Raw genomic sequence first — 22,324 nt, 5'->3', positions numbered from 1 at the left:
GCAGTGCGCAGCGCGCTGGCCGTACTCGGTCAGATGGCGGTCGCCGCAGCGATCGCCGTACTGGTGTCGGTGGTGTCGCTCGTCGCTATCGCACGCGTCGAGTGGCCCGCCTACAACTCGTCCAACCAGCTGCACGCACTGACGACGGTCGGCCAGTTCGGTGCGCTGGCAGGGCTGTTCGCCGCCATCTGGCTGTGGCGGCGCGGCCGCAGGCTGATCGCCCGGCTGGCCGCGCAGGTGTTCCTGGCCGCATTCGCGGTGGTGACGCTGGCGATGCCGCTCGGCGCGACGAAGCTCTACCTGTTCGGCGTCTCCGTCGACCAGCAGTTCCGCACCGAGTACCTGACCCGCCTCACCGACACCGCGGCCCCGCACGACATGACCTACATCGGGCTGCCGCCGTACTACCCGTCGGGCTGGTTCTGGATCGGCGGCAGGCTGGCAGCGCTGACCGGCACCCCGGCCTGGGAGATGTTCAAGCCGTGGGCCATCACGTCGATCGCGATCGCGGTGGCGATCGCGCTGGCGCTGTGGGCGGCGATGGTCCGCTTCGAGTACGCGGTGCTCGTCACCGCCGCGACCGCCGCGGTGATGCTGGCCTACTCGCCGGCCGAACCGTACGCCGCGGTGATCGCCGTGCTGCTGCCGCCGGTGTTCGTGCTGGGGTGGTCCGGGCTGCGGGGGCGAGAACGGGGCTGGGCGGCGGTGGTCGGCGTCGGGGTGTTCCTCGGCGTGGCCGCACTGTTCTACACGCTGCTGTTCGGGTTCGCCGCGTTCACGCTGGCGATCATGGGTGCGGCGCTCGCCGTGCACCGGCGCAGCTGGCAGCCGGTGCTGCGACTGGCCGTGATCGCCGTGCTGTCCGGCCTGATCGCGCTGATCCACTGGGGCCCGTACGTCATCGCCGCGGCGAAGGGGTCGCCGGCCGGCTCGGGGACCGCGCAGCACTACCTGCCCGCCGACGGCGCCCAGCTGTCGTTCCCGATGCTGAGCTTCACGATGCTCGGCGCGCTGTGCATGGTGGGCACCATCTGGCTGATCGTGCGGGCCCGCGTATCGGTGCGGGCCGGTGCGCTGGCCGCCGCGGTGCTGGCGGTCTACGCCTGGTCGCTGCTGTCGATGCTGACCACACTCGCAGGCACCACGCTGCTGTCCTTCCGGCTGCAGCCGACACTGGTGGTGCTGCTGGCGGCGGCGGGCACGTTCGGCTTCATCGAGGGCGCCCGCGGGCTCGCCGACAGCTTCTCCAGCAGGAGGCTGCTGGCCACAGCGACGGCGTTGGGTGCGATCGGCGCGCTGACGTTCACCCAGGACATCCCCGACGTGCTGCGGCCCGACATCACGGTGGCCTACACCGACACCGGCGGCGACGGCCAGCGCGCCGACCGCCGCCCACCCGGCGCGGAGAAGCACTACCGCAAGATCGACGAGACCATCCTGGCGACCACCGGGCGGCCCCGCGACCGGACCGTGGTGCTGACCGCCGACTACAGCTTCCTGTCCTTCTACCCCTACTACGGCTTCCAGGGCCTGACGTCGCACTACGCCAACCCGCTCGCGCAGTTCGACAAGCGCGCCGACGCCATCGAGAGCTGGGGCTCGCTGAGCAGCGCCGACCAGTTCGTCGATGCCCTCGACGCACTGCCCTGGGATCCGCCGACGGTGTTCCTGATGCGCCACGGCGGGCCCGGCGGGTCGTCGGACAGCTACACGCTGCGGCTGGCCTCCGACGTCTACCCCAACCAGCCCAATGTGCGCCGCTACCAGGTGGCGCTCGACGCGGCGCTGTTCGACGACCCCCGCTTCGAGGTCAGCGAGATCGGGCCGTTCGTCCTGGCGATCCGGAAACCGGTCGATGGCTGACACGGAATCCAGGCCACTAACATCAAGCCCCGTGGTCGGCGAGGCGGTGCGCAACGGTAACCACCGCACCGCGCGCATCATCGCGATCGTCGCCGGCTTGCTCGGCGCCGCGATGGCGATGGCCACCCCGCTGCTGCCGGTGGAGCAGACCACCGCGACACTCAACTGGCCGCAGGACGGCGTGCTGGAGAGCGTCAACGCCCCGCTGATCGGCTACGTCGCCACCGACCTCACCATCACCGTGCCCTGCCAGGCCGCCGCGGGACTGGTCGGTCCGCAGAACGCAGGCCGAACCGTGCTGGTGTCCACGGTGCCCAAGCAGGCGCCCAAGGCCATCGACCGCGGACTGCTCATCGAGCGGGTGGACAACAACCTGCTGGTGATCGTGCGCAACACGCCGGTGGTCAGCGCACCGCTGTCACAGGTGCTCGGGCCGGACTGCCGCGAACTCACGTTCACCGCGCACGCCGACAAGATCACCGGGGAGTTCGTCGGGCTGACGCAGGGACCCGACGACGAAAACCCCGGTGCGCCCCTGCGCGGCGAACGCGGCGGCTACGACTTCCGTCCCCAGATCGTCGGGGTGTTCACCGACCTGTCCGGCCGGGCGCCGCCGGGCTTGGAGTTCTCCGCGACCGTCGACTCCCGCTACAGCACCACACCGACACTGCTGAAGTCGCTGACGATGGTGCTCGGCGTGGTGCTGACGCTGGTCGCCCTCGGCGCCCTGCACGTCCTCGACACCGCCGACGGAATGCGACACCGGCGCCTGCTGCCCGCCCGCTGGTGGCGGGTGAAGCCGCTGGACGGGCTGGTCACCGCGGTGTTGGTGTGGTGGCACTTCGTCGGCGCCAACACCGCCGACGACGGCTACATCCTCACCATGGCCCGGGTGTCCGAGCACGCCGGCTACATGGCGAACTACTACCGCTGGTTCGGCACCCCCGAAGCGCCGTTCGGCTGGTACTACGACCTGCTCGCGCTGTGGGCACAGGTGAGCACCACCAGCGCCTGGGTGCGGCTGCCCACCCTGGTGATGGGGCTGCTGTGCTGGGCGCTGATCAGCCGTGAGGTGATCCCCCGGCTCGGCCACACGGTCAAGACCAGTCAGGCGGCGGCGTGGACGGCGGCCGGGCTGTTCCTGGCCTTCTGGCTGCCGCTGAACAACGGGCTTCGGCCGGAGCCGATCATCGCCCTCGGCATCCTGCTGACCTGGTGCTCGGTCGAGCGTGGCGTGGCCACCAGCAGGCTGCTCCCGGTCGCGATCGCCATCATCATCGGCGCGCTCACGCTGTTCTCCGGGCCCACCGGCATCGCCGCCGTCGGCGCCCTGCTCGTCGCGGTCGGACCGCTGAAAACCATTGTGGCGCGCCATGTCTCGCAATTCGGCTACCTGGCGCTACTGGCGCCGATCCTGGCCGCGGCGACCGTCACCGTCATCCTGGTCTTCCGCGACCAGACGCTGGCCGCGGAGATCCAGGCCAGCTCCTTCAAGTCCGCGATCGGACCCAGCCTGAGCTGGTTCGACGAACACATCCGGTACGAGCGGCTGTTCACCCTCAGCCCCGACGGCTCGGTGGCACGCCGGTTCGCCGTGCTGACACTGCTGCTCGCGCTGGCGGTGTCGGTGGCGATGACGTTGCGCAAGGGCAGGATCCCCGGCACCGCGGCAGGCCCGAGCCGGCGCATCGTCGGCATCACGATCATCTCGTTCCTGGTGATGATGTTCACGCCGACCAAGTGGACGCACCACTTCGGGGTGTTCGCCGGACTGGCCGGATCGCTCGGCGCGCTGGCGGCGGTCGCGGTGACGGCCGCGGCGATGCGTTCGCGTCGCAACCGGTCGATGTTCGCCGCGGCGGTGCTGTTCGTGATGGCGCTGTCGTTCGCCACCGTCAACGGCTGGTGGTACGTCTCGAACTTCGGCGTGCCGTGGTCGAACGCGTTCCCGGAGTGGAAGTTCGGATTCAGCACCATCCTGCTCGGGCTGGCGGTGCTCGCCCTGCTGGCGGCGGCCTGGTACCACTTCTCCGGCCGCGACACCTCACCCGATGCGGCCGGCCGGTTGCGTTGGCGACGGATCATGCAGTCGCCGTTGGCGATCGCCACGTGGCTGCTGGTGATGTTCGAGGTGGTCTCGCTGACGCTGGCGATGACCGACCAGTACCCGGCGTGGAGCAACGGCCGGTCCAACCTCGAGGCGCTGACCGGCAAGACGTGTGGGCTGGCCGACGACGTGATGGTGGAGCAGGACATCAACGCCGGGCTGCTGCAGCCGGTGGACGTGCCGGTGGGCGACGCCCTCGGCGCAGTCACCGACCAGGGCTTCGGCCCCAACGGCATCCCGACCGACGTGTCCGCCGACCCGGTGATGGACCAGCCCGGCTCGGCCAACTTCGCCGACACACCCGAGGACAGCGGCCTGGAGACCGACGGCGAGGCCGGCACCGAGGGCGGCACCACGGCCAGGGCGGGCGTCAACGGTTCGCGGGCCCGGCTGCCCTACGGCCTCGATCCCGCCCGCACCCCGGTGCTCGGCAGCTGGCGCAGCGGCACCCAGCAGACGGCCGCACTGCGCTCGGCGTGGTACCGGCTGCCGTCGCGCGACAGCGAGAAGGAGCCACCGCTGCTGGCCGTGGCGGCCGCGGGCCGCTTCGATCCCGGCGAGGTCGTCGTGCAGTGGGCCACCGACGCGGGCGCGGCCGCCGACGAGCCGGGCGGCGCCGTCGGGTTCGCCGACGTGGGCGCCTCCCCCGCCTGGCGCAATCTGCGGGCCCCGCTTGCGGCCATCCCCCGGGAGGCCACCGTGATCCGCCTGGTGGCCACCGACGACGACCTCTCACCACAGCACTGGATCGCGCTGACCCCGCCCCGCATCCCGGAGCTGCGCACCCTGCAGGACGTCGTCGGGTCGACCGACCCGGTGATGCTGGACTGGCTGGTCGGCATGGCATTCCCGTGCCAGCGGCCGTTCTTCCACCGCAACGGCGTGACCGAGGTGCCCAAGTGGCGCATCCTGCCCGACCGGTTCGGCGCCGAGGCCAACTCGCCGGTGATGGACTACCTGGGCGGCGGACCGCTCGGCATCACCGAACTGCTGTTGCGTCCCGGCACCGTGCCCACCTACCTGCGCGACGACTGGTTCCGCGACTGGGGCGCCCTGCAGCGGCTCACGCCGTACTCCCCGAACGCACCGCAGGCCCGGCTGGACCTCGGCTCGGCGACCCGAAGCGGGTTGTGGAGCCCGGCACCGCTGCGCCTCTCCTGACCGCCGAGGACCGTCGCATACCATCGTCCCTCGTGCCCGCCGATGCCGAAGACGCCGCCGTCCGCGGTCCCCGCATCGCCCGGTTGATCGCCGTCGTCGCCGGCCTGGCCGGTGTCGTGCTGTGCGCGCTGGTCCCCCTGCTGCCGGTGAAGCAGACCACCGCCACCATCCTGTGGCCGCAGGCCCCGACCCCAGCAGGCACCGTCGGGCAGCTGACCGCGCCGCTGGTGTCCGGCGCGCCGCTCGCACTGGACGTGTCGATCCCGTGCCAGGCGATCGCGAGCCTGCCCCCCGAGGGCGGCACGGTGTTCTCCACCATCCCCGAGGGCGGCATCGCCTCCGGCCGCAACGGCTTGTTCGTCCGCGCCACCACCGACGCCGTGCTGGTGGCGTTCCGTGACACGGTGGCCGCCGTCGCTCCGCGCGCCGCGGTGGCCGGCGGCGGCTGCAGCTCCCTGCACGTGTGGGCCGACGCCGGCGGCTCGGGAGCCGACTTCATCGGCATCGCCGGTGCGACGGGCGTGCTGCCGGCCGACAAGAAGCCGCAGGTCGCAGGCGTCTTCACCGACCTCGACGTGACGGCGCAACCGGGCCTGACCGCGCGCATCGACGTCGACACCCGGTTCGCCACCACCCCGACGCCGCTCAAGCTCGCGGTGATGGTGCTGGGCGTCGCGTGCGTGATCGCCTCGATCGTCGCGCTGGCCGTGCTGGACCGCCGCGGCAGGCGGCGGATCGCCCTGGCGTGGCGCGGCGTATGGCGGGCCGGGCCCGCGACCTGGCTGGCCGACGTGGGCGTGGTCGGCGGCCTGCTGGTGTGGCACGTCGTCAGCCCGCAGTCCTCGGACGACGGCTACAACCTCACCATCGCGCGCATCGCCGGCGAGGCCGGTTACGCCACCAACTACTACCGCTACTTCGGCGCCAGCGAGGCGCCGTTCGACTGGTACCAGTCGGTGCTCACGCACCTGGCGTCCGTCAGCACCGCGGGGACGTGGATGCGGCTGCCCGCCACCGCGGCCGCGATCGCCACCTGGCTGATCGTCAGCCGGTGCGCGCTGCCACGACTGGGCAGGCGGCTGGCCGCCAACCGCGTCGCCGTGCTGACCGCGGGTGCGGTGTTCCTGGCGGCGTGGCTGCCGTTCAACAACGGCCTGCGCCCGGAGCCGCTGATCGCGTTCGGCGTGGTCGCGGTGTGGATGCTGGTGGAGAGCGCCATCGGAACGCGGCGGCTGTGGCCGGCGGCGGCGGCGATCGTCATCGCGATGTTCTCGGTGACACTCGCACCACAGGGCCTCATCGCCCTGGCGCCGTTGCTCGTCGGGGCGCGCCCCATCGCGCGCATCGTCTCCGCCCGCAGGGCGTCCCACGGACTGGCCGCCGCGCTGGCGCCGCTGGCCGCCGCCGCGTCGCTGGTCTTCGTGATCGCGTTCCGCGACCAGACCCTGGCCACCGTCGCCGAGTCGGTCCGCATCAAGTACGTCGTCGGCCCGACGATCCCGTGGTACCAGGAGTTCCTGCGGTACTACTTCCTGACCGTCGAGGACAGCGTCGACGGCTCGCTGACGCGGCGCTTCTCGGTGCTGATCCTGCTGCTGTGCGTGTTCGGCCTGCTCATGGTGCTGCTGCGGCGGGGCCGGGTGCCCGGCGCGTTCAGCGCACCCGTGTGGCGTCTCACCGGGACCACCGCGGTGGGGCTGCTGCTTCTGACGCTCACCCCGACCAAGTGGGCGGTGCAGTTCGGCGCGTTCGCCGGGCTGGCGGGTGCGCTCGGCGCCGTCACCGCGTTCGCGTTCGCCCGCGTAGGCCTGCACAGCCGACGAAATCTCGCGCTGTACGTGACGGCACTGCTGTTCGTGCTGGCGTGGGCCACGTCGGGCCTCAACGGCTGGTTCTACGTGGGCAACTACGGCGTGCCGTGGTTCGACAAGCAGCCGGTGATCGTCGGCTACCCGGTCACCACGATCTTCCTGGTGCTCGCCATCGCCGGCGGCCTGCTCACCGGCTGGCTGCACTTTCGGATCGACTACGCCGGGCACACCCAGGTCGCCGACACCGGCCGCAACCGGGCGCTGGCATCCACCCCGCTGCTCGTCGTGGCGACCATCATGGTGGTGCTCGAGCTGGGGTCCATGCTCAAGGCCACCGCGAGCCGCTACCCCGTCTACACCACCGGGGCGGCCAACCTGGCGGCGCTGCGGTCGGGGTTCTCCGACGACAGCTGCGCGATGGCCGACGCCGTGCTCGTCGAGGCCGACACCAACGCCGGCATGCTGCAACCCGTCCCGGGACAGCGCTTCGGCGAGTACGGCCCGCTGGGCGGCGAGGACCCGGTGGGCTTCACCCCCAACGGCGTCAACGACACCCTCGAGCCCCCCGAACCGGTGGCGGCCAACCCCGGCACCCCCAACGCCGACGGCCCGGTGGACAAACCCAACATCGGCATCGGCTACGCGGCGGGCACCGGTGGTGGCTACGGCCCAGAGGGCGTCAACGGCTCGCGGGTGTTCCTGCCGTTCGGGCTCGACCCCGACCGCACGCCGGTGATGGGCAGCTTCGCCGAGCCCGGCTCGGATGAGGCAGGGATCGCGGCGACGGCCACCTCGGCGTGGTACCAGCTGCCGCCCCGCACCGCCGACCGGCCGCTGGTGACCGTCGCCGCCGCGGGCGCCATCTGGTACTACGAGGAGGACGGCTCGTTCAACTACGGCCAGTCGCTCAAGCTGCAGTGGGGCGTGCACCGGCCCGACGGCAGCTACCAGGAGCTCGGCGAGGTGCAGCCGATCGACATCTTCCAGCAGAAGGCATGGCGCAACCTGCGCTTCCCGCTGGCCTGGGCGCCGCCGGAGGCGAACGTGGCGCGCATCGTGGCCGACGACCCCAACCTGTCGGAGGACCAGTGGTTCGGGTTCACGCCGCCACGGGTGCCGGTGCTGCAGAGCGCCCAGGCCTTCCTCGGTGACCGGACGCCGGTACTGATGGACATCGCCACCGCCGCGAACTTCCCGTGCCAGCGCCCGTTCTCCGAACACCTGGGGGTGGCAGAACTGCCCGAGTACCGGGTGCTGCCCAACCTGAAGCAGGTGGTCACCTCGTCGAACCAGTGGCAGTCGGCCGAGGACGGCGGGCCGTTCCTGTTCATCCAGGCGCTGTTGCGCACCGAGTCGATCCCGACGTACCTGCGTGACGACTGGTACCGGGACTGGGGCTCCATCGAGCGCTACAGCCGGGTGGTGCCCCGGGACGACGCACCCGACGCGGTGGTCGAGGAGGGTTCGAAGCGGGTGTTCGGCTGGAGCCGCGGCGGACCGATCAGGGCCCTGCCGTGAGCCGGGACGTGCGGGTGGCGCGCTGGGTCGCGACGATCGCCGGCCTGCTCGGGTTCGTCATGTCGGTCGCCACCCCGCTGCTGCCGGTCACCCAGACCACGGCGACGCTGAACTGGCCGCAGCAGGGCCAGTTCGCCAATCTGACGGCGCCGCTGATCACCCAGGCGCCGGTCGGCCTCACCGCGACCATCCCGTGCGACGTGATCCGAGGCATGCCCCGCGACGGCGGACTCGTGCTCGGCACCGCGCCCGCCGAGGGCCGCGACGCCGCACTGAACGCGATGCTGGTCAACGTCACCGCCTCGCGCGTCGACGTGATCGTCCGCAACGTCGTGGTGGCCAGCGTGGAACGTGGCCGCGTCGCCGGGCCCGGCTGCGAGCGCATCCACATCACCTCGACGATCGACGGCACCTACGCCGAATTCGTCGGACTGAAGAAGCGCGACGGTTCCCCGCAGCGCAGCGGTTTCGCCGACCCCAACCTGCGGCCGGCGATCGTCGGCGTGTTCACCGACCTGACCGGTCCCGCCCCGCCCGGGCTGGAGTTCTCGGCGGCGATCGACACCCGCTTCACCACCCATCCGACGGCAGTCAAACTGCTCGCGATCGTCCTCGGCATCGTGTGCACGGTCGTGGCGCTGGTCGCGCTGTGGCGGCTGGACCGGGCCGACGGCCGCCGCATGCGCAGGCTGATCCCCACCCGGTGGCGGACATTCACCGCCGTGGACGTGTTCGTGGTGGGCGTGTTCGCGCTCTGGTACATCATCGGCACCAACTCCTCCGATGACGGCTACCAGATGCAGATGGCCCGCACGGCCGAGCACTCCGGCTACATGGCCAACTACTTCCGCTGGTTCGGTGTGCCCGAGGACCCGTTCGGCTGGTACTACAACGTGCTGGCGCTGATGTCCCAGGTGAGCACCGCCGGCATCTGGATGCGCCTGCCCGACCTGATCTGCTCGCTGATCTGCTGGCTGCTGCTGAGCCGCGAGGTGCTGCCTCGACTGGGGCCCGCCGTGATCGCCAGCCGCCCTGCGCTGTGGGCGGCCGGTCTGGTGCTGATCGGCGCGTGGATGCCGTTCAACAACGGCCTGCGCCCGGAGGGACAGATCGCCACCGGCGCCCTGATCACCTACGTGCTGATCGAGCGCGCGGTCAGTTCGGGCCGGTTGACCCCGGCCGCGCTGGCCATCTTCACGGCGGCGTTCACGCTGGGCATCCAGCCCACCGGATTGATCGCGGTTGCGGCGCTGGTCGCAGGCGGACGACCGATCCTGCGCATCGTGATGCGCCGCAGGCAGACCGTCGGCACGTGGCCACTGATCGCGCCGATGCTCGCGGCGGGCACCGTGATCCTGTGCGTGGTGTTCATCGACCAGACCTTCGCGACGGTGTTGGAGGCCACCCGGATCCGCACGGCGATCGGCCCCAGCCAGGAGTGGTGGACCGAGAACCTGCGCTACTACTACCTGGTGCTGCCGACGGTGGACGCGGCGATCTCGCGCCGGTTCGCGTTCCTGTTCACCGCACTGTGCCTGTTCCCTGCGCTGTTCATGATGTTGCGCCGCAAGAGGATCGCCGGCATCGCCCGCGGTCCGGCCTGGCGGCTGATGGGCATCATCTTCGCGACGATCTTCTTCCTGATGTTCACCCCCACCAAGTGGATCCACCACTTCGGGCTGTTCGCCGCCGTGGGCGGCGCCATGGCCGCGCTCACCACCGTGCTGATGTCACGGACCGTACTGCGCTCGGCGCGCAACAGGATGGCGTTCCTTGCGCTGGTGTTCTTCGTGCTGGCGCTGTGCTTCGCTTCGGTCAACGGCTGGTGGTACGTCTCCAATTACGGTGTGCCGTTCAACAACTCGGTGCCCCAGCTGGGCGGCGTCACCGTGTCGGCGGTCTTCTTCGTCCTGTTCGCGGTCGCCGCGCTGTGGGCGTTCTGGCTACACGTGTCCGGACGGCGCGAGTCGCGGGTGGTGGACCGGTTGACCGCCGCACCGGTCCCCCTGGCCGCCGGGTTCATGGTCGTGGTGTTCGTCGCGTCGATGGCGGTCGGCGTGGTCCGCCAGTATCCGACCTACTCCAACGGCTGGGCGAACGTACGGGCGTTCGTCGGCGGCTGCGGCATGGCCGACGACGTGCTGGTCGAGCCCGACTCCAACGCGGGCTTCCTGCGCGCCGCGCCCGGACGCTACGGCCCGCTCGGCCCACTCGGCGGCACCGACCCGGTCGGCTTCTCCCCCAACGGCGTTCCCGACCGCATCATCGCCGAGGCGATCAGGCTCAACAACCCGCAGCCCGGCACCGACGCCGACTGGAACGGCCCGCGGCGGCTGCCACGCCCCGGGGTGAACGGGTCGACAATGCCGCTGCCCTACGGGCTGGACCCGGCGCGGGTGCCGGTCGCGGGCACCTACTCCACCACCGCCCAGCAGGAGAGCACGCTCGCGTCGGCCTGGTACGAGCTGCCCGCCGCCGACGAGGCGCACCCGCTGGTGGTGATCACCGCAGCCGGCACCGTCGCAGGAAACAGTGTGGCCGAGGGCGTTTCGTCCGGCCAGACGGTGGCGCTGGAGTACGGCCGGCGCGGACCCGACGGCGCCGTCGCACCCGCCGGACGCGTCGACCCCTACGACATCGGACCGACGCCATCGTGGCGCAACCTGCGCTACCCGCGCTCGGAGATCCCAGGCGACGCCGTCGCCGTGCGGGTGATCGCCGAGGACCTCAACCTCGGTCAGGGCGACTGGATCGCCGTCACGCCGCCCCGGGTTCCCGAGGTGAAGTCGCTGCAGGAGTACGTCGGGTCCGAGCAGCCGGTGCTGATGGACTGGGCGGTCGGAATGGCCTTCCCGTGCCAGCAGCCGATGCTGCACGCCAACGGCGTCACCGAGGTGCCCAAGTACCGCATCTCGCCGGACTACTTCGCGAAGCTGCAGAGCACCGACACCTGGCAGAACGGCCTCGAGGGCGGCCTGCTCGGCATCACCGACCTGCTGCTGAAGGCCTCGGTGATGTCGACATACCTGTCCGAGGACTGGGGCCAGGACTGGGGGTCGCTGCGCAGGTTCGACACCGTCGTCGACGCCGAACCCGCGCAGATCGACCTCGGCACCGACACCCACAGCGGCCTGTACTCGCCGGGGCGGATCCGCATCCAGCCGTAAGGGGCTAGATCGGGGTGAGGCCGTGCTTGCGGTTGACGCGGTTGATCTGCTTGTCCCGCAGCAGCTTCAACGACTTGCGCAGCAGCAACCGGGTTTCGTGCGGCTGGATCACCGCATCGATGAAGCCGCGCTCGGCGGCGATCCACGGTGTTGCCATGTTCAGGTTGTAGCCCTCGATGAAGTCCTTGCGGATCTGCTGCACCTCGGGCGACGTCGGATCAGGGAACCGCTTCACCAGCAGCTGCGCCGCACCCTCGGCGCCGATCACGGCGATGCGCGCGGTCGGCCAGGCGAAGTTCAGGTCCGCGGAGAGCTGCTTGGAACCCATCACCGCGTACGCGCCGCCGTAGGACTTGCGGATGGTGATCGTCACCTTCGGCACGTCCGCCTCGACGACGGCGTTGAGGAAACGCCCGCCGCGCTTGATGATTCCGCCCTTCTCCTGTTCGACGCCCGGCATGAAGCCCGGGGTGTCGACGACGAAGACCAGCGGCAGGTTGTACGAGTCGCAGAAGCGGACGAACCGCGCCGCCTTGTCGGAGGCCTCGTTGTCGATCGCGCCGGACAGGTACATCGGCTGATTCGCGATCACGCCGATCGGCCGGCCGTCGACCCGCGAGAACGCCGTGATGATGGACTGGCCCTGGTTGGCGGCCACGTCGAACACGTCGCCGTCGTCGAAGATCCGCAGCAGGATCTCGTGCATGTCGTAGGCCATGTTGTCGTTGTCGGGCACCAGCGCGTCCAACTCGAGGTCGTGCGGCGTGACCTCTGGCTCCAGACCCGGGTTGACCACCGGCGCATCGTCGAAGGTGTTGGCGGGCAGGAAGCTGAGGTAATCGCGGGCGTACTGGAACGCCGCGGCCTCGTCCTCGACCACCTGGTGGATGTTGCCGTAGCGGGCCTGGGCGTCGGCGCCGCCCAGTTCGTCGAGACTGACGTCCTCACCGGTGACGTCCTTGATCACGTCGGGCCCGGTGACGAACATGTACCCCTGGTCACGCACGGCGATCACCAGGTCGGTCTGGATGGGCGAGTAGACCGCGCCACCGGCGCACTTGCCAAGGATGATCGAGATCTCCGGCACCATGCCGCGCAGCAGTTCGTGGCGGCGGCCGAGTTCGGCGTACCAGGCCAGAGAGGTCACGGCGTCCTGGATGCGGGCGCCGGCCGAGTCGTTGATGCCGACGATCGGGCAGCCCACCATCGCCACCCACTCCATCAGCTTGGCCACCTTGCGGCCGAACATCTCGCCGACCGACCCCTGGAACACCGTCTGGTCGTGGCTGAACACCCCGACAGGGCGGCCGTTGATGGTGCCGTGACCGGTGACCACGCCGTCGGTGAACAACGCGTTCGGGTCGCCCGGCGTCTTGGCCAGGGCGCCGATCTCGAGGAAACTGCCCGGGTCGAGCAGCGAGTGGATGCGGGCGCGGGCGGTGGGCAGACCCTTCTTGTCCCGGCGGGCCTTGGACTTCTCGTCGCCGGGGTCCTTGGCCAGTTCCAGCTTCTCCCGCAGCTCCGCGAGCTTCTCCGCCGTGGTCGCCGCACGAACGGCGGGCGCTTCTCCTGTGGTCACTTGCTCTCGCTCTCGACGCGGTTGATCGCCTCGCTCATGTGGGCACCCACCTTGGCAATGTACGGCTCGTCGATCGCCTGGATGTGCTCACCCCCGATGGGCACGATCTCGAGATCCTCGACGAACTCGCCCCAGCCGCCGTCGGGCTGACGGATGGCGTAGCGCGGCTCGAAGAAGATCGCGTCGTCGTGGTAACGATCAGCCATGTACAGGGTCACGTGCCCGTCGTAGGGCTGGATCTCCGCGGTCTCGAGCAACCGGTTGTCCAGGTAGGACGTCCGCTGGTGCTCGATGATGCCGCCGGGGATCTGCACCCCGCTCTGGCTGACGACGTCCAGGACGTACCGGACCTGGCCCTCGTCGTCGAGCTTCTCGAGTTCCTCATACGGGATCTCGGGCACCTCGACGTTGAACGTGCGCTCGGCGAAGCGGGCGTAGCGGTCCCAGCGCGCCCGCATCTCCTCCTGGGTCTGCGGGATCTCCTCGCCCGGACGCACCATGTCGATCAGCCCGACGAACCGGACGTCGGCGCCCGCGCGCTTGAGCCCGATCGCGCAGGCGTACGCCAGCGCGCCGCCCAGCGACCAGCCGACCAGGATGTACGGCCCCTTGCCACCGATCTCCATCAGCTTCGGCAGGTACTCGGCGGCCCGTTCCTCGACCGAACCCTCGACCCGCTCGAAGCCGTACATCGGGGTGTCCGGCGGCAGGTGGCGCAGCAGCGGTTCGTACACCACCGTCGACCCGCCCGCCGGATGGAACACGAACACCGGCACGCTGTTCGAGCCCTCCACCGGTGGCCGCAGCGTCCGCACGAAGCCGTCGATCTTGCCGCCCTCGAGGTAGTCGCGCACCATGGTGGCGAGCTCCTCGACCGTCTTCGCCGAGCGGACGGCGTCGACGGTGATGGTGCCCTCGTCGACCCGCTCGGTGAGCCGCTCGGCGATCTTGGTCGCCGTCGCCTCGCCGATGCTCGGCAGCTCATTGAAGATGCCGCCGGGCGACTTGCCGGTGACGATGGCCCACGTCGCGAACGTCACCCGCTCCGCAGCGTCGCGGGGCGGCACGTCGGCGCCGAGCGCCTCGGTGACGGCCTCCTGCGTCAGCACCTTGGACGCCGCGGCGACCGTGGACTGGGACGGCTTCGACGGTCCGGACGGATCGGTGGGCGGCGGCGGGACGCTCGCCGCTGACGGGCCGGCCGGGTTGGTGGGCGGCGGCGGGATCGGCGCCCCGCCCGACTGGGTGTCCGGCTCGGCCTGCGGGTCGGGAGCGGGTGCCGCGATCGTCGCGGGGCTGGCGCCGCTGAGCACCGTCGCCTGCTCCCTGACCTCCTCCGCAGCGCCCAGCGGGTGGCCGGCCGACGCGAGTTTCTCCTCGAGTTCGGCGACCGTGCTGGCACCGCCCAGGAGTTCGGCCTGGGCGGCGGCGATCTCCTCGGCGGTCTTCCCCTTCTGCGCCTCGGCCAGCTGGTCGACCTCGTCGCGATGCTCGATCGCGTAGGTGATCAGTTTCTCCACGGCGTTGAGGTTGGCGTCGCGCACCGCGGTCAGCTGGATCGGCGGCATGTCGAAGTCGTATTCGACCCGGTTCTTGATGCGCACCGCCATCAGCGAGTCCAGGCCGAGTTCGATCAGCGGCACCTCCCACGGCAGGTCCTCGGGCTCGTAGCCCATGGCGCTGCCGACGATGGTGCCGAGCCGGTCGTGGATCGACTCACCGGACTCCGGGCTCCATTTACCCAGCGAGGCACCGAGATTGGCGCCTGCGGTCAGGTTGTCGTGCAGGATTTCGGCGTCCGGGTCCTCAGTGGGCGCCGTCTCCGGCGCGGCCGTCAGCGGCTGCGCGGCGACGACTCCGGTGGCGACCGCTGCGGGCAGCGCGATCCCCTGGCCGCCGCGGGACACGATCGCGTCGTACACCAGCGTGAACGACTCGTCGATGCGGGCGTGCACCTGCACCGAGGCGCCACCGGGGTGACGGGTCAGCGTGGTGACCAGCCGGGCGTCCTCGCCGGGTACCGCGCGCTGTTCGGCGGCGACCACCGCGGCATCCGGAAGGATCTGCGAAGCAGCGGTTTTCACCAGCGCCGACAGGTCGGTGCCGCCGCGCGGGGCGTACTCCCACACGTGGCGGCCGTCCGGGGTGGCGACGTGCGTGCCCGGCATGATGCCCGAGTTGTCACCGCTGAACCGCACATCGAGCCAGTGCGGCTTGCGGCGGAAGCGGGTGGGCGGGATGTCGGCGAAGTCCAGCGCACCGGCCAGGCCGCGGGAGCGGCGCGGGAACAGGGTGCGCATGTCGAGGTCGTGGCCGTGCACGAACAGCTGCGCCATCGCCGCGGTCATCGAGTCGACCTCGTCCTGCTTGCGGGCCAGCGTGGCGATCAGCTGCCCGTCGTGCAGGCCTGCGGCAGCCGTCGTCAGCCCGACCTGCATGAGCGCCACCGGATTCGGGGCCAGCTCCAGGAACGTGGTGTGCCCGTTGTCGACCGCGTTGCGGATGCCGTGGGTGAAGTAGACCGAGTGCCGCAGGCCCTTCTTCCAGTAGTCGACGTCGTGGATCGGCTCGCCGCCGGGCCGGATGTACTGCCCTTCGTGCACGGTCGAGAAGTAGCCGATCTGCACGGGATGCGGCTCGATGCCCTGCAATTCGGCGGCCAGCTCGCCCAGCAGCGGATCCATCTGCGTGGTGTGGCTGGCGCCCTTGGTCTGGAACTTGCGGGCGAACTTGCCCTCCTTCTCCGCCCGCTCGATGATCGCGTCCACCTGCGCGGGCGGACCGCCGATCACGGTCTGGGTGGGTGCGGCGTAGACGCACACCTCCAGGTCGGGGTAGTCGGAGAACACCGTCTTGATCTCGTCGGCGGAGTACTCGACGAGCGCCATCAGCCTGATGTACTCGCCGAAGAGCATCGCCTCGCCCTCACCCATCAGGTGGCTGCGCGAGCAGATGGTGCGGGTGGCGTCGGCCAGTGACAGGCCGCCGGCGAAGTAGGCCGCGGCGGCCTCGCCGAGCGACTGCCCGATCACCGCACCGGGTTTGGCGCCGTGGTGGCGCAGCAGCTCACCGAGCGCCACCTGGATGGCGAAGATGGTGATCTGGGTGGTCTCGATGCCGTAGTCCTGCGAGTCGTCGAGGATCAGCTCCAGCACCGAGTAGCCGCGCTCGTCCTGCACGTGGGCGTCGACCTTGTCGATCCACTCGGCGAAGACCTCGTTGCGCAGGTACAGGCTCTTGCCCATCTTGCGATGCTGCGCACCGAATCCGGCCAGCACCCACACCGGGCCGTTGGTGACCGGGCCGTCGGCGCTGAACACGCTGGGGCTCTGCTTGCCCTCGGCGACCGCGCGCAGACCCTTGACCGCCTCGTCGTGGTCGTGGGCCAGCACCACCGCGCGGGAACGGCCGTGGTTGCGCCGCGACAGCGAGCGGCCGATCGACTCCAGCGATGACGCCCGGCCCTCCGGGCTGTCGATCCAGTCGGCCAGCTCGGCCGCGGCGGCCCGCTTGCGCGACGTCAGGAACGCCGAGACAGCAAGGGGCACAACCGGGGTCGGCTGCTCGCCGGCCGCGAGTTCCTCACGGGCGATCTGCAGCAGTCGCTTGGCCTCGTCGGTGATCCCGGGCAGCTCGTACTCGTCGTCGAGCGCGGCGGCGGGGCGGTCCAGATCGTCGTCGTCGTCGTCATCGATGAACTCGCCATACTCGTCCATCCGCACCCCGCCGACGTACTGGGCGGGCTGGTTCGGCGCCGCGGTGACCGCGACCACCTCTTCTGCGGGTTCGGGCTCCACCAGGTCAGACGGCAACACCTCGCGCAGCACCATGTGCGCGTTCGCGCCGCCGAAGCCGAAGCCGGACACGCCGGCGATGGCGTTGCCGCTGTAGCGCGGCCAGTCGGTGACGGTGTCGGCGACCTTCAGCCGCACCGCGTCGAAGTCGATGTACGGGTTCGGACCGGTGTAGTTGATCGACGGCGGGATCTTGTTGTTCTTCAGCGCAAGCGCCGTCTTCGCCAGGCTCGCCGCGCCCGCGGCCGACTCCAGGTGGCCGAGGTTCGACTTCACCGCACCGAGCAGCGCGGGCCGGTCGGCCGGGCGGGTGCGACCCACCACGCGGCCCAGCGCGTCGGCCTCGATCGGGTCGCCGAGGATGGTGCCGGTGCCGTGCGCCTCGACGTAGTCGACGTCGCGGGGGTTGATGCCCGCGTCCTTGTACGCCTTGCGCAGCACCTCGGCCTGCGCGTCGGGATTGGGGGCCAGCAGGCCGTTGGACCGGCCGTCGTGGTTGACCGCGCTGCCCGCGACCACCGCGTAGATCTCGTCGCCGTCGCGGCGCGCGTCCGACAGCCGCTTGAACACCAGCATGCCGCCGCCCTCGGAACGGGCGTAGCCGTCGGCGTCCTGGGAGAAGGACTTGATCCGGCCGTCGGCGGCGAGCACGCCGCCGATCTCGTCGAACGCGGCCGTCACCAGCGGGGTGACCAAGGCGTTGACGCCGCCGACCAGCACGACGTCGGCCTCGCCGGCGCGCAGCGCCGCGACACCCTGGTGCGCGGCGACCAGCGAGCTGGAGCACGCGGTGTCGATGGCCATCGACGGGCCGCGGAAGTCGTAGAAGTAGGACACCCGGTTGGCGATGATCGAGCTCGCGCCGCCGGTGATGGCGTACGGGTGCGCCGTCCCCGGGTCGGCGACGGCCAGGAAGCTGTAGTCGTTGGTGGAGCTGCCGATGTAGACGCCGACCCGCTGACCGCGCAGGCTCGACGCCGGGATGCGGGCGTCCTCGAGCGCCTCCCAGGTGAGCTCGAGCGCCATCCGCTGCTGCGGGTCGATGTTGTCGGCTTCCATCTTCGACAGCGCGAAGAACTCGGAGTCGAAGCCCTTGATGTCGGACAGGTAGCCGCCGCGGGTGCGGGCGTTGGCCAGCCGCTCGGCGATCCGCGGCTCGGAGAGGAACTCCGACCAGCGGCCCTCAGGCAGGTCGGTGATGGCGTCGCGGCCCTCGAGCAGCGCGTCCCACATCTGCCCCGGCGTGTTCAGGTCACCGGGGAACCGGGTCGCCAGGCCGACGATCGCGACGTCTTCCACGTCGCGATCCCGGGTCCAGTCGGTGCCGTCGTCGGTGTGGTCGACCTCGGGCTCACCCTCGATGATCACGGCCGCAAGTGACTCGATGGTCGGGTTGCGGAACACCACGGTCGCGGTCAGCGTGACCCCGGTGAGGTCCTCGATGTCGCTGGCCATCGCCACCGCGTCGCGTGAGGACAGGCCGAGCTCCACCATCGGCGCGGACTCGTCGATCTTGTCGGCGGCCTGGCCGGTGGCGTTGGCGATCCAGTTGCGCAGCCATTCGCGCATCTCGTTGACGGTCATGTCGACCTGCGCCGGCTGGTCCGGTGCGGACGGCGAATCGTTCGGTGTGTCAGACATGTTCAAATCTCTTTCGCCACCCGCAACGGTGGAATCTCAGTCGTCGGGAGTCCTCAGGGTCGCCGGACGCTCCGGTCAATCCGTCTCGTCGGGGAAGGCGTTGGCGACCTTCCCACTGCGCAGGCTGCCGTCGAGGTACGCCGAGCGGCAGGCCCGGCGGCCGATCTTGCCGCTGGACGTCCGCGGGATGGCACCCGCAGGGGTGAGCAGCACGTCGCGGACGGTCACGCCGTGGCGCACCGCGATCGCGGCCCGGATGTCGTCGGCGATCGGCGCCATGTCCAGCTTGTGCGCGCCCGGCGCCCGCTCGCCGACGATCACCAGCTGCTCGGAGGTGTCGGACGGGTCGCGCTTGAGGCCGGCGTGGGCGTTCTCGAAGACCTCCTCGGGCAGCTGGTTGGCCGGCACCGAGAACGCCGCGACGAAGCCGGTGCGCAGTGCCTTGGTCGACTCCTGTGCCGAGTACTCCAGGTCCTGCGGGTAGTGGTTGCGGCCGTCGATGATCACCAGGTCCTTGACGCGCCCGGTGATGTAGAGGTCGCCCTCGTGGTAGGCACCGTAGTCACCGGTCCGCACCCACGTCGCGTCGTCGGCCGCACCCTCGGCGTGCGAGGGCTCGGTGCGCGACTTGAGGATGTTGCGGAAGGTGGCCTGGGTCTCCTCTTCCTTGCCCCAGTAGCCGGTGCCCATGTTCTGGCCGCTGATCCAGATCTCGCCGATCTGCCCGTCCGGGAGCTCGGTGGCGGTGTCGTTGTCGACGATGACCGCCCACTCTGCGACGCCGATCTTGCCCGCCGACGCCTGCGCGACGGCCTTCTCGGAGTCGGGCGGCACCTCGACGAACCGGTGGTTGTTCAGCTCGTTGCGGTCGACGGTGATGATCTTCGGCGACTCGTTGACCGGCGTGGTGGAGACGAACAGCGTGGCTTCGGCCAGCCCGTAGGACGGCTTGATGGCCTGCGGCTTGAAGCCGTACGGCCCGAACGCCTCGTTGAAGTTGCGCACGGTGGCGGCCGAGATCGGCTCGCTGCCGTTGAGCAGCGCCTTGACGTTGGACAGGTCCAGTGGCGGCTCGCCGTCCTTGGGCAGGCCACGGACCGCGGCGTGGTCGAACGCGAAGTTCGGCGCCACCGAGATGACACCGCCGGTCTCGCCCTCCTTGCGGGCCATCTCCCTGATCCACCGGCCGGGCCTGCGGACGAACGCCGCGGGCGTCATGAAGGAGATGTAGTGGCCGATGACGACCGGCAGCAGCACGGTGATCAGACCCATGTCGTGGAAGAACGGCAGCCAGGACACGCCGCGGTCGCCTTCTTCGCCCTCGAGCGCCTCGATCACCTGCACCACGTTGGTGGCCAGATTGAGGTGGGTGATCTGGACGCCGGTCGGGATGCGGGTCGACCCCGAGGTGTACTGCAGGTAGGCGATGCTGTCGTTGTTGACCTCGACCGGCTCCCAGGTGGCGCCGACCTCGTCGGGAACGGCGTCGACGGCGATCACGCGCGGGCGCTGATTGGCAGGCCGGCTGCGGAAGAACTTGCGCACGCCCTCGGCGGCGTCGGTGGTGGTCAGGATCGCCGACGGGTGGCAGTCGTCGAGCACCGCGTGCAGCCGGCCGACGTGGCCGGGCTCGTTCGGGTCGAACAGCGGGACCGCGATCCGGCCGGAGTACAGGACGCCGAAGAAGGCGATGAGGTAGTCGAGATTCTGCGGGCACAGGATGGCCACCCGGTCCCCGGGCTGGGTGACCTGCTGCAGCCGGGCGCCGACGGCGCGGTTGCGGGCGCCGAAGACCGACCAGCTCAGGTCGCGCTCGACACCGTCGCGCTCGGTCGAGAAGTCCAGAAAGCGGTAGGCCAGCTTGTCGCCACGCACCTTCGCCCACCGTTCGACGTGGCGGACCAGGCTCCCGTTGTCGGGGAACCGGATCTGACCGTCCTTGAGGAACGGGTTGTGGAAGGCCATTTCATACTCCTGTCATGGGCGAGGCCAGCTGCTCGACCCCAAACCCCCGGAATCCTACCGGGGTGAGGGCAGCACCGGCGAAACCGCCGCAGACGCCACCACGGGACACCCCTCTTACTTTTCTCTTAATGTTAAGGGTACGGATCGGCGGCGGCCAAATCCGCCACGGTCACAAATCAGCCATGTTTCGGCTGCGGCGCGTTCGAGATCAGGTCACGGGTCCAGTTCAGCGTCCAGTCGGTCGCCGTCAGGCCGTTGTCGTTCCAGAACTGAGGGGTGGCGTACATGGCGTGCACCGGCTGCCCCGCCCCTCCGGACAGCGTCTCCAGCGTCTTGGGCAGGTTGACGATCGAGAACGCCGACTCCGGCGCGGCACAGATCAGGTCGCCGGGGGCGCAGATCTCGAAGGTGCGGTCGTTGAGCGTGCCGAAACCGCCGGGCCGCGGCCCGGTCATCGTCAGCCCGAGCGTCGACAGCGTCGGCACCTCGTGCAGCGTGATCTCCGCGCCCACCCCTGGCGGGTTGAGGCCCACGTCGCGGCCGACGCCGGTCTGGCGGCGACCGTCGGCGATCGCGACCACGCCGAGCACCAGATCCTGGTCGACCGGCCCGCGGCCGTTGCCGATGTCACTGGCCATGTCGCCCGCGATCACCGCACCCTGGGAGAAGCCGACCAGCACGTAGCTGGTGAGCGGGCAGCGGTTGTTCATGTCGGTCATCGCCTTGACCGCGGCACGGGTGCCCTCGGCGCGGCTGTCGTTGTACGACATCTGCCGGTCCGCGGAGAACGGATTGTGGAACTGCGCCGTGTACGGGACGGTGAAGATCTCCAGCCGTTGGTTGTCGAACTCGGCACGGATCGGGTTGGTCACCCGCAGCAGCAGCGCCGCCGGGAACTGCACCGGGTTGAACGGGTCCATCTGCACCGACGACTCCCAGGTGCCGGGAATCGAGATCAGCTGCACGTCCGGGCAGCTCGCGTCCTGGAACTCCGGACGGGGCTTGCGCTGGCCGGGTGTGCCGGGATCACTGGTGGGAGGCACCGCGCTGGGCGGCAGCGCGGTATCCGGGGTGTCGGGCTTGCGCAGCACGATCACCACGATCGCCACCACCAGCACCACCACGAGTGCCATCGCCCCGGCCGCGATGAGCGCGAGGATGCGGTGCCGTTTCCGGCGGGTCCTTTTGGTCCTGGCCATGTTCTCCTGCTAGCAGAGTCGTTCGGTCGCGATGCGAATGTAGTCGGCGGTCGCGGTGTCGAGGTCGGCCCGCGCGGTGTGGGCCGCGTCCGACCCGGCGGTGCGCACGTCGCTGCGCACCAGCGGCACCACGAAGTCCCACACCGCCTGATCGGTCTGCTGGGCCGCCCGCGCCTGGCAGACGTAGGACCCGATGGACAGCGCGAGCAGGTCGCTCGAGGGCGTCACCCCCGCGGCCGCCAGCGCGTCGAGGTAGTCGCGCTGCTGCGCGGTCACGGTCATCTGCCCCTGTTCGGCGTCTGCGTGCGGTCCGGTGATGTCCGGCGCGCTGCGCGCCGACTGCGCGTCCACACCGGCCGGGGTGGTCTCGGAGGTCGGCAGCCCGACGGTCGCCCGCAGGTCGTCGGTCAGCCCGCAGGCACTGACCAGCAGCACCGCCGAGAGGACCAGCAGCGCCGGCAGCGCGCCGCGCCGGGCACGCCGCGACGACCGCTCACTCCTGCGTTGCACCCTTCCACG

The 22,324-nt window shown here is 70.4% G+C and carries 9 protein-coding genes; 4 read left to right on the top strand and 5 right to left on the bottom strand.

The window, feature by feature from the left end:
• Positions 1-33: 33 nt before the first annotated feature.
• The 4 genes from ACPCHZ_RS05510 to ACPCHZ_RS05495 are packed head-to-tail and all read left to right on the top strand — an operon-like array spanning position 34 to position 11,627.
• Positions 34-1,863 carry a galactan 5-O-arabinofuranosyltransferase gene (locus ACPCHZ_RS05510; protein ID WP_423484646.1) on the top strand — a complete coding sequence of 610 codons (1,830 nt, stop codon included), beginning with the start codon at positions 34-36 and terminating at the stop codon, positions 1,861-1,863.
• The gene (locus tag ACPCHZ_RS05505) at positions 1,856-5,131 is read left to right on the top strand and encodes an arabinosyltransferase domain-containing protein (RefSeq protein WP_423483851.1); all 3,276 of its coding nucleotides are present in this window, start codon (positions 1,856-1,858) and stop codon (positions 5,129-5,131) included. The genes ACPCHZ_RS05510 and ACPCHZ_RS05505 overlap by 8 nt, the downstream gene beginning before the upstream one ends.
• A gap of 32 nt (positions 5,132-5,163) precedes the next feature.
• Positions 5,164-8,460 carry an arabinosyltransferase domain-containing protein gene (locus ACPCHZ_RS05500; RefSeq protein ID WP_423483850.1) on the top strand — a complete coding sequence of 1,099 codons (3,297 nt, stop codon included), beginning with the start codon at positions 5,164-5,166 and terminating at the stop codon, positions 8,458-8,460.
• On the top strand, positions 8,457-11,627 hold the full coding sequence (locus tag ACPCHZ_RS05495; RefSeq protein WP_423483849.1) for an arabinosyltransferase domain-containing protein: 3,171 nt from the start codon (positions 8,457-8,459) through the stop codon (positions 11,625-11,627). Before ACPCHZ_RS05500 ends, ACPCHZ_RS05495 begins: the two co-directional genes overlap by 4 nt.
• Positions 11,628-11,631: 4 nt before the next feature.
• On the opposite strand, the gene ACPCHZ_RS05490 is transcribed toward ACPCHZ_RS05495, so the two are convergent.
• From ACPCHZ_RS05490 to ACPCHZ_RS05470, 5 genes are all read right to left on the bottom strand, one after another.
• Positions 11,632-13,206, bottom strand: a complete 1,575-nt coding sequence (locus ACPCHZ_RS05490) for an acyl-CoA carboxylase subunit beta (protein WP_423483848.1) — start codon at positions 13,204-13,206, stop codon at positions 11,632-11,634.
• Positions 13,203-18,641 (bottom strand): polyketide synthase Pks13, encoded by a 5,439-nt coding sequence (gene pks13 / locus ACPCHZ_RS05485; RefSeq protein WP_423483847.1) that lies wholly within the window; start codon positions 18,639-18,641, stop codon positions 13,203-13,205. The genes ACPCHZ_RS05490 and pks13 overlap by 4 nt, the downstream gene beginning before the upstream one ends.
• A gap of 75 nt (positions 18,642-18,716) precedes the next feature.
• Positions 18,717-20,606 carry a long-chain-fatty-acid--AMP ligase FadD32 gene (gene fadD32 / locus ACPCHZ_RS05480; RefSeq protein ID WP_423483846.1) on the bottom strand — a complete coding sequence of 630 codons (1,890 nt, stop codon included), beginning with the start codon at positions 20,604-20,606 and terminating at the stop codon, positions 18,717-18,719.
• Between the two features lie 176 nt (positions 20,607-20,782).
• Positions 20,783-21,805, bottom strand: a complete 1,023-nt coding sequence (locus ACPCHZ_RS05475; RefSeq protein ID WP_423483845.1) for a cutinase family protein — start codon at positions 21,803-21,805, stop codon at positions 20,783-20,785.
• 9 nt (positions 21,806-21,814) lie between these two features.
• Positions 21,815-22,315 (bottom strand): DUF732 domain-containing protein, encoded by a 501-nt coding sequence (locus ACPCHZ_RS05470; RefSeq protein ID WP_423483844.1) that lies wholly within the window; start codon positions 22,313-22,315, stop codon positions 21,815-21,817.
• Between the last annotated feature and the right edge of the window lie 9 nt (positions 22,316-22,324).

Source organism: Mycobacterium sp. NPDC050041 (assembly GCF_049541695.1).
Classification (GTDB): Bacteria; Actinomycetota; Actinomycetes; order Mycobacteriales; family Mycobacteriaceae; genus Mycobacterium.
The sequence above is the reverse complement of the archived record's forward strand: the minus strand, read 5'-3'. Positions and strand labels throughout refer to the sequence as shown.

Coding starts and splice junctions, on each gene's coding strand:
- ACPCHZ_RS05510 (WP_423484646.1), top strand. CDS start 34: ATGGCGGTCGCCGCAGCGATCGCCGTACTGGTGTCGGTGGTGTCGCTC.
- ACPCHZ_RS05505 (WP_423483851.1), top strand. CDS start 1,856: ATGGCTGACACGGAATCCAGGCCACTAACATCAAGCCCCGTGGTCGGC.
- pks13 (WP_423483847.1), bottom strand. CDS start 18,641: ATGTCTGACACACCGAACGATTCGCCGTCCGCACCGGACCAGCCGGCG.
- fadD32 (WP_423483846.1), bottom strand. CDS start 20,606: ATGGCCTTCCACAACCCGTTCCTCAAGGACGGTCAGATCCGGTTCCCC.
- ACPCHZ_RS05475 (WP_423483845.1), bottom strand. CDS start 21,805: ATGGCCAGGACCAAAAGGACCCGCCGGAAACGGCACCGCATCCTCGCG.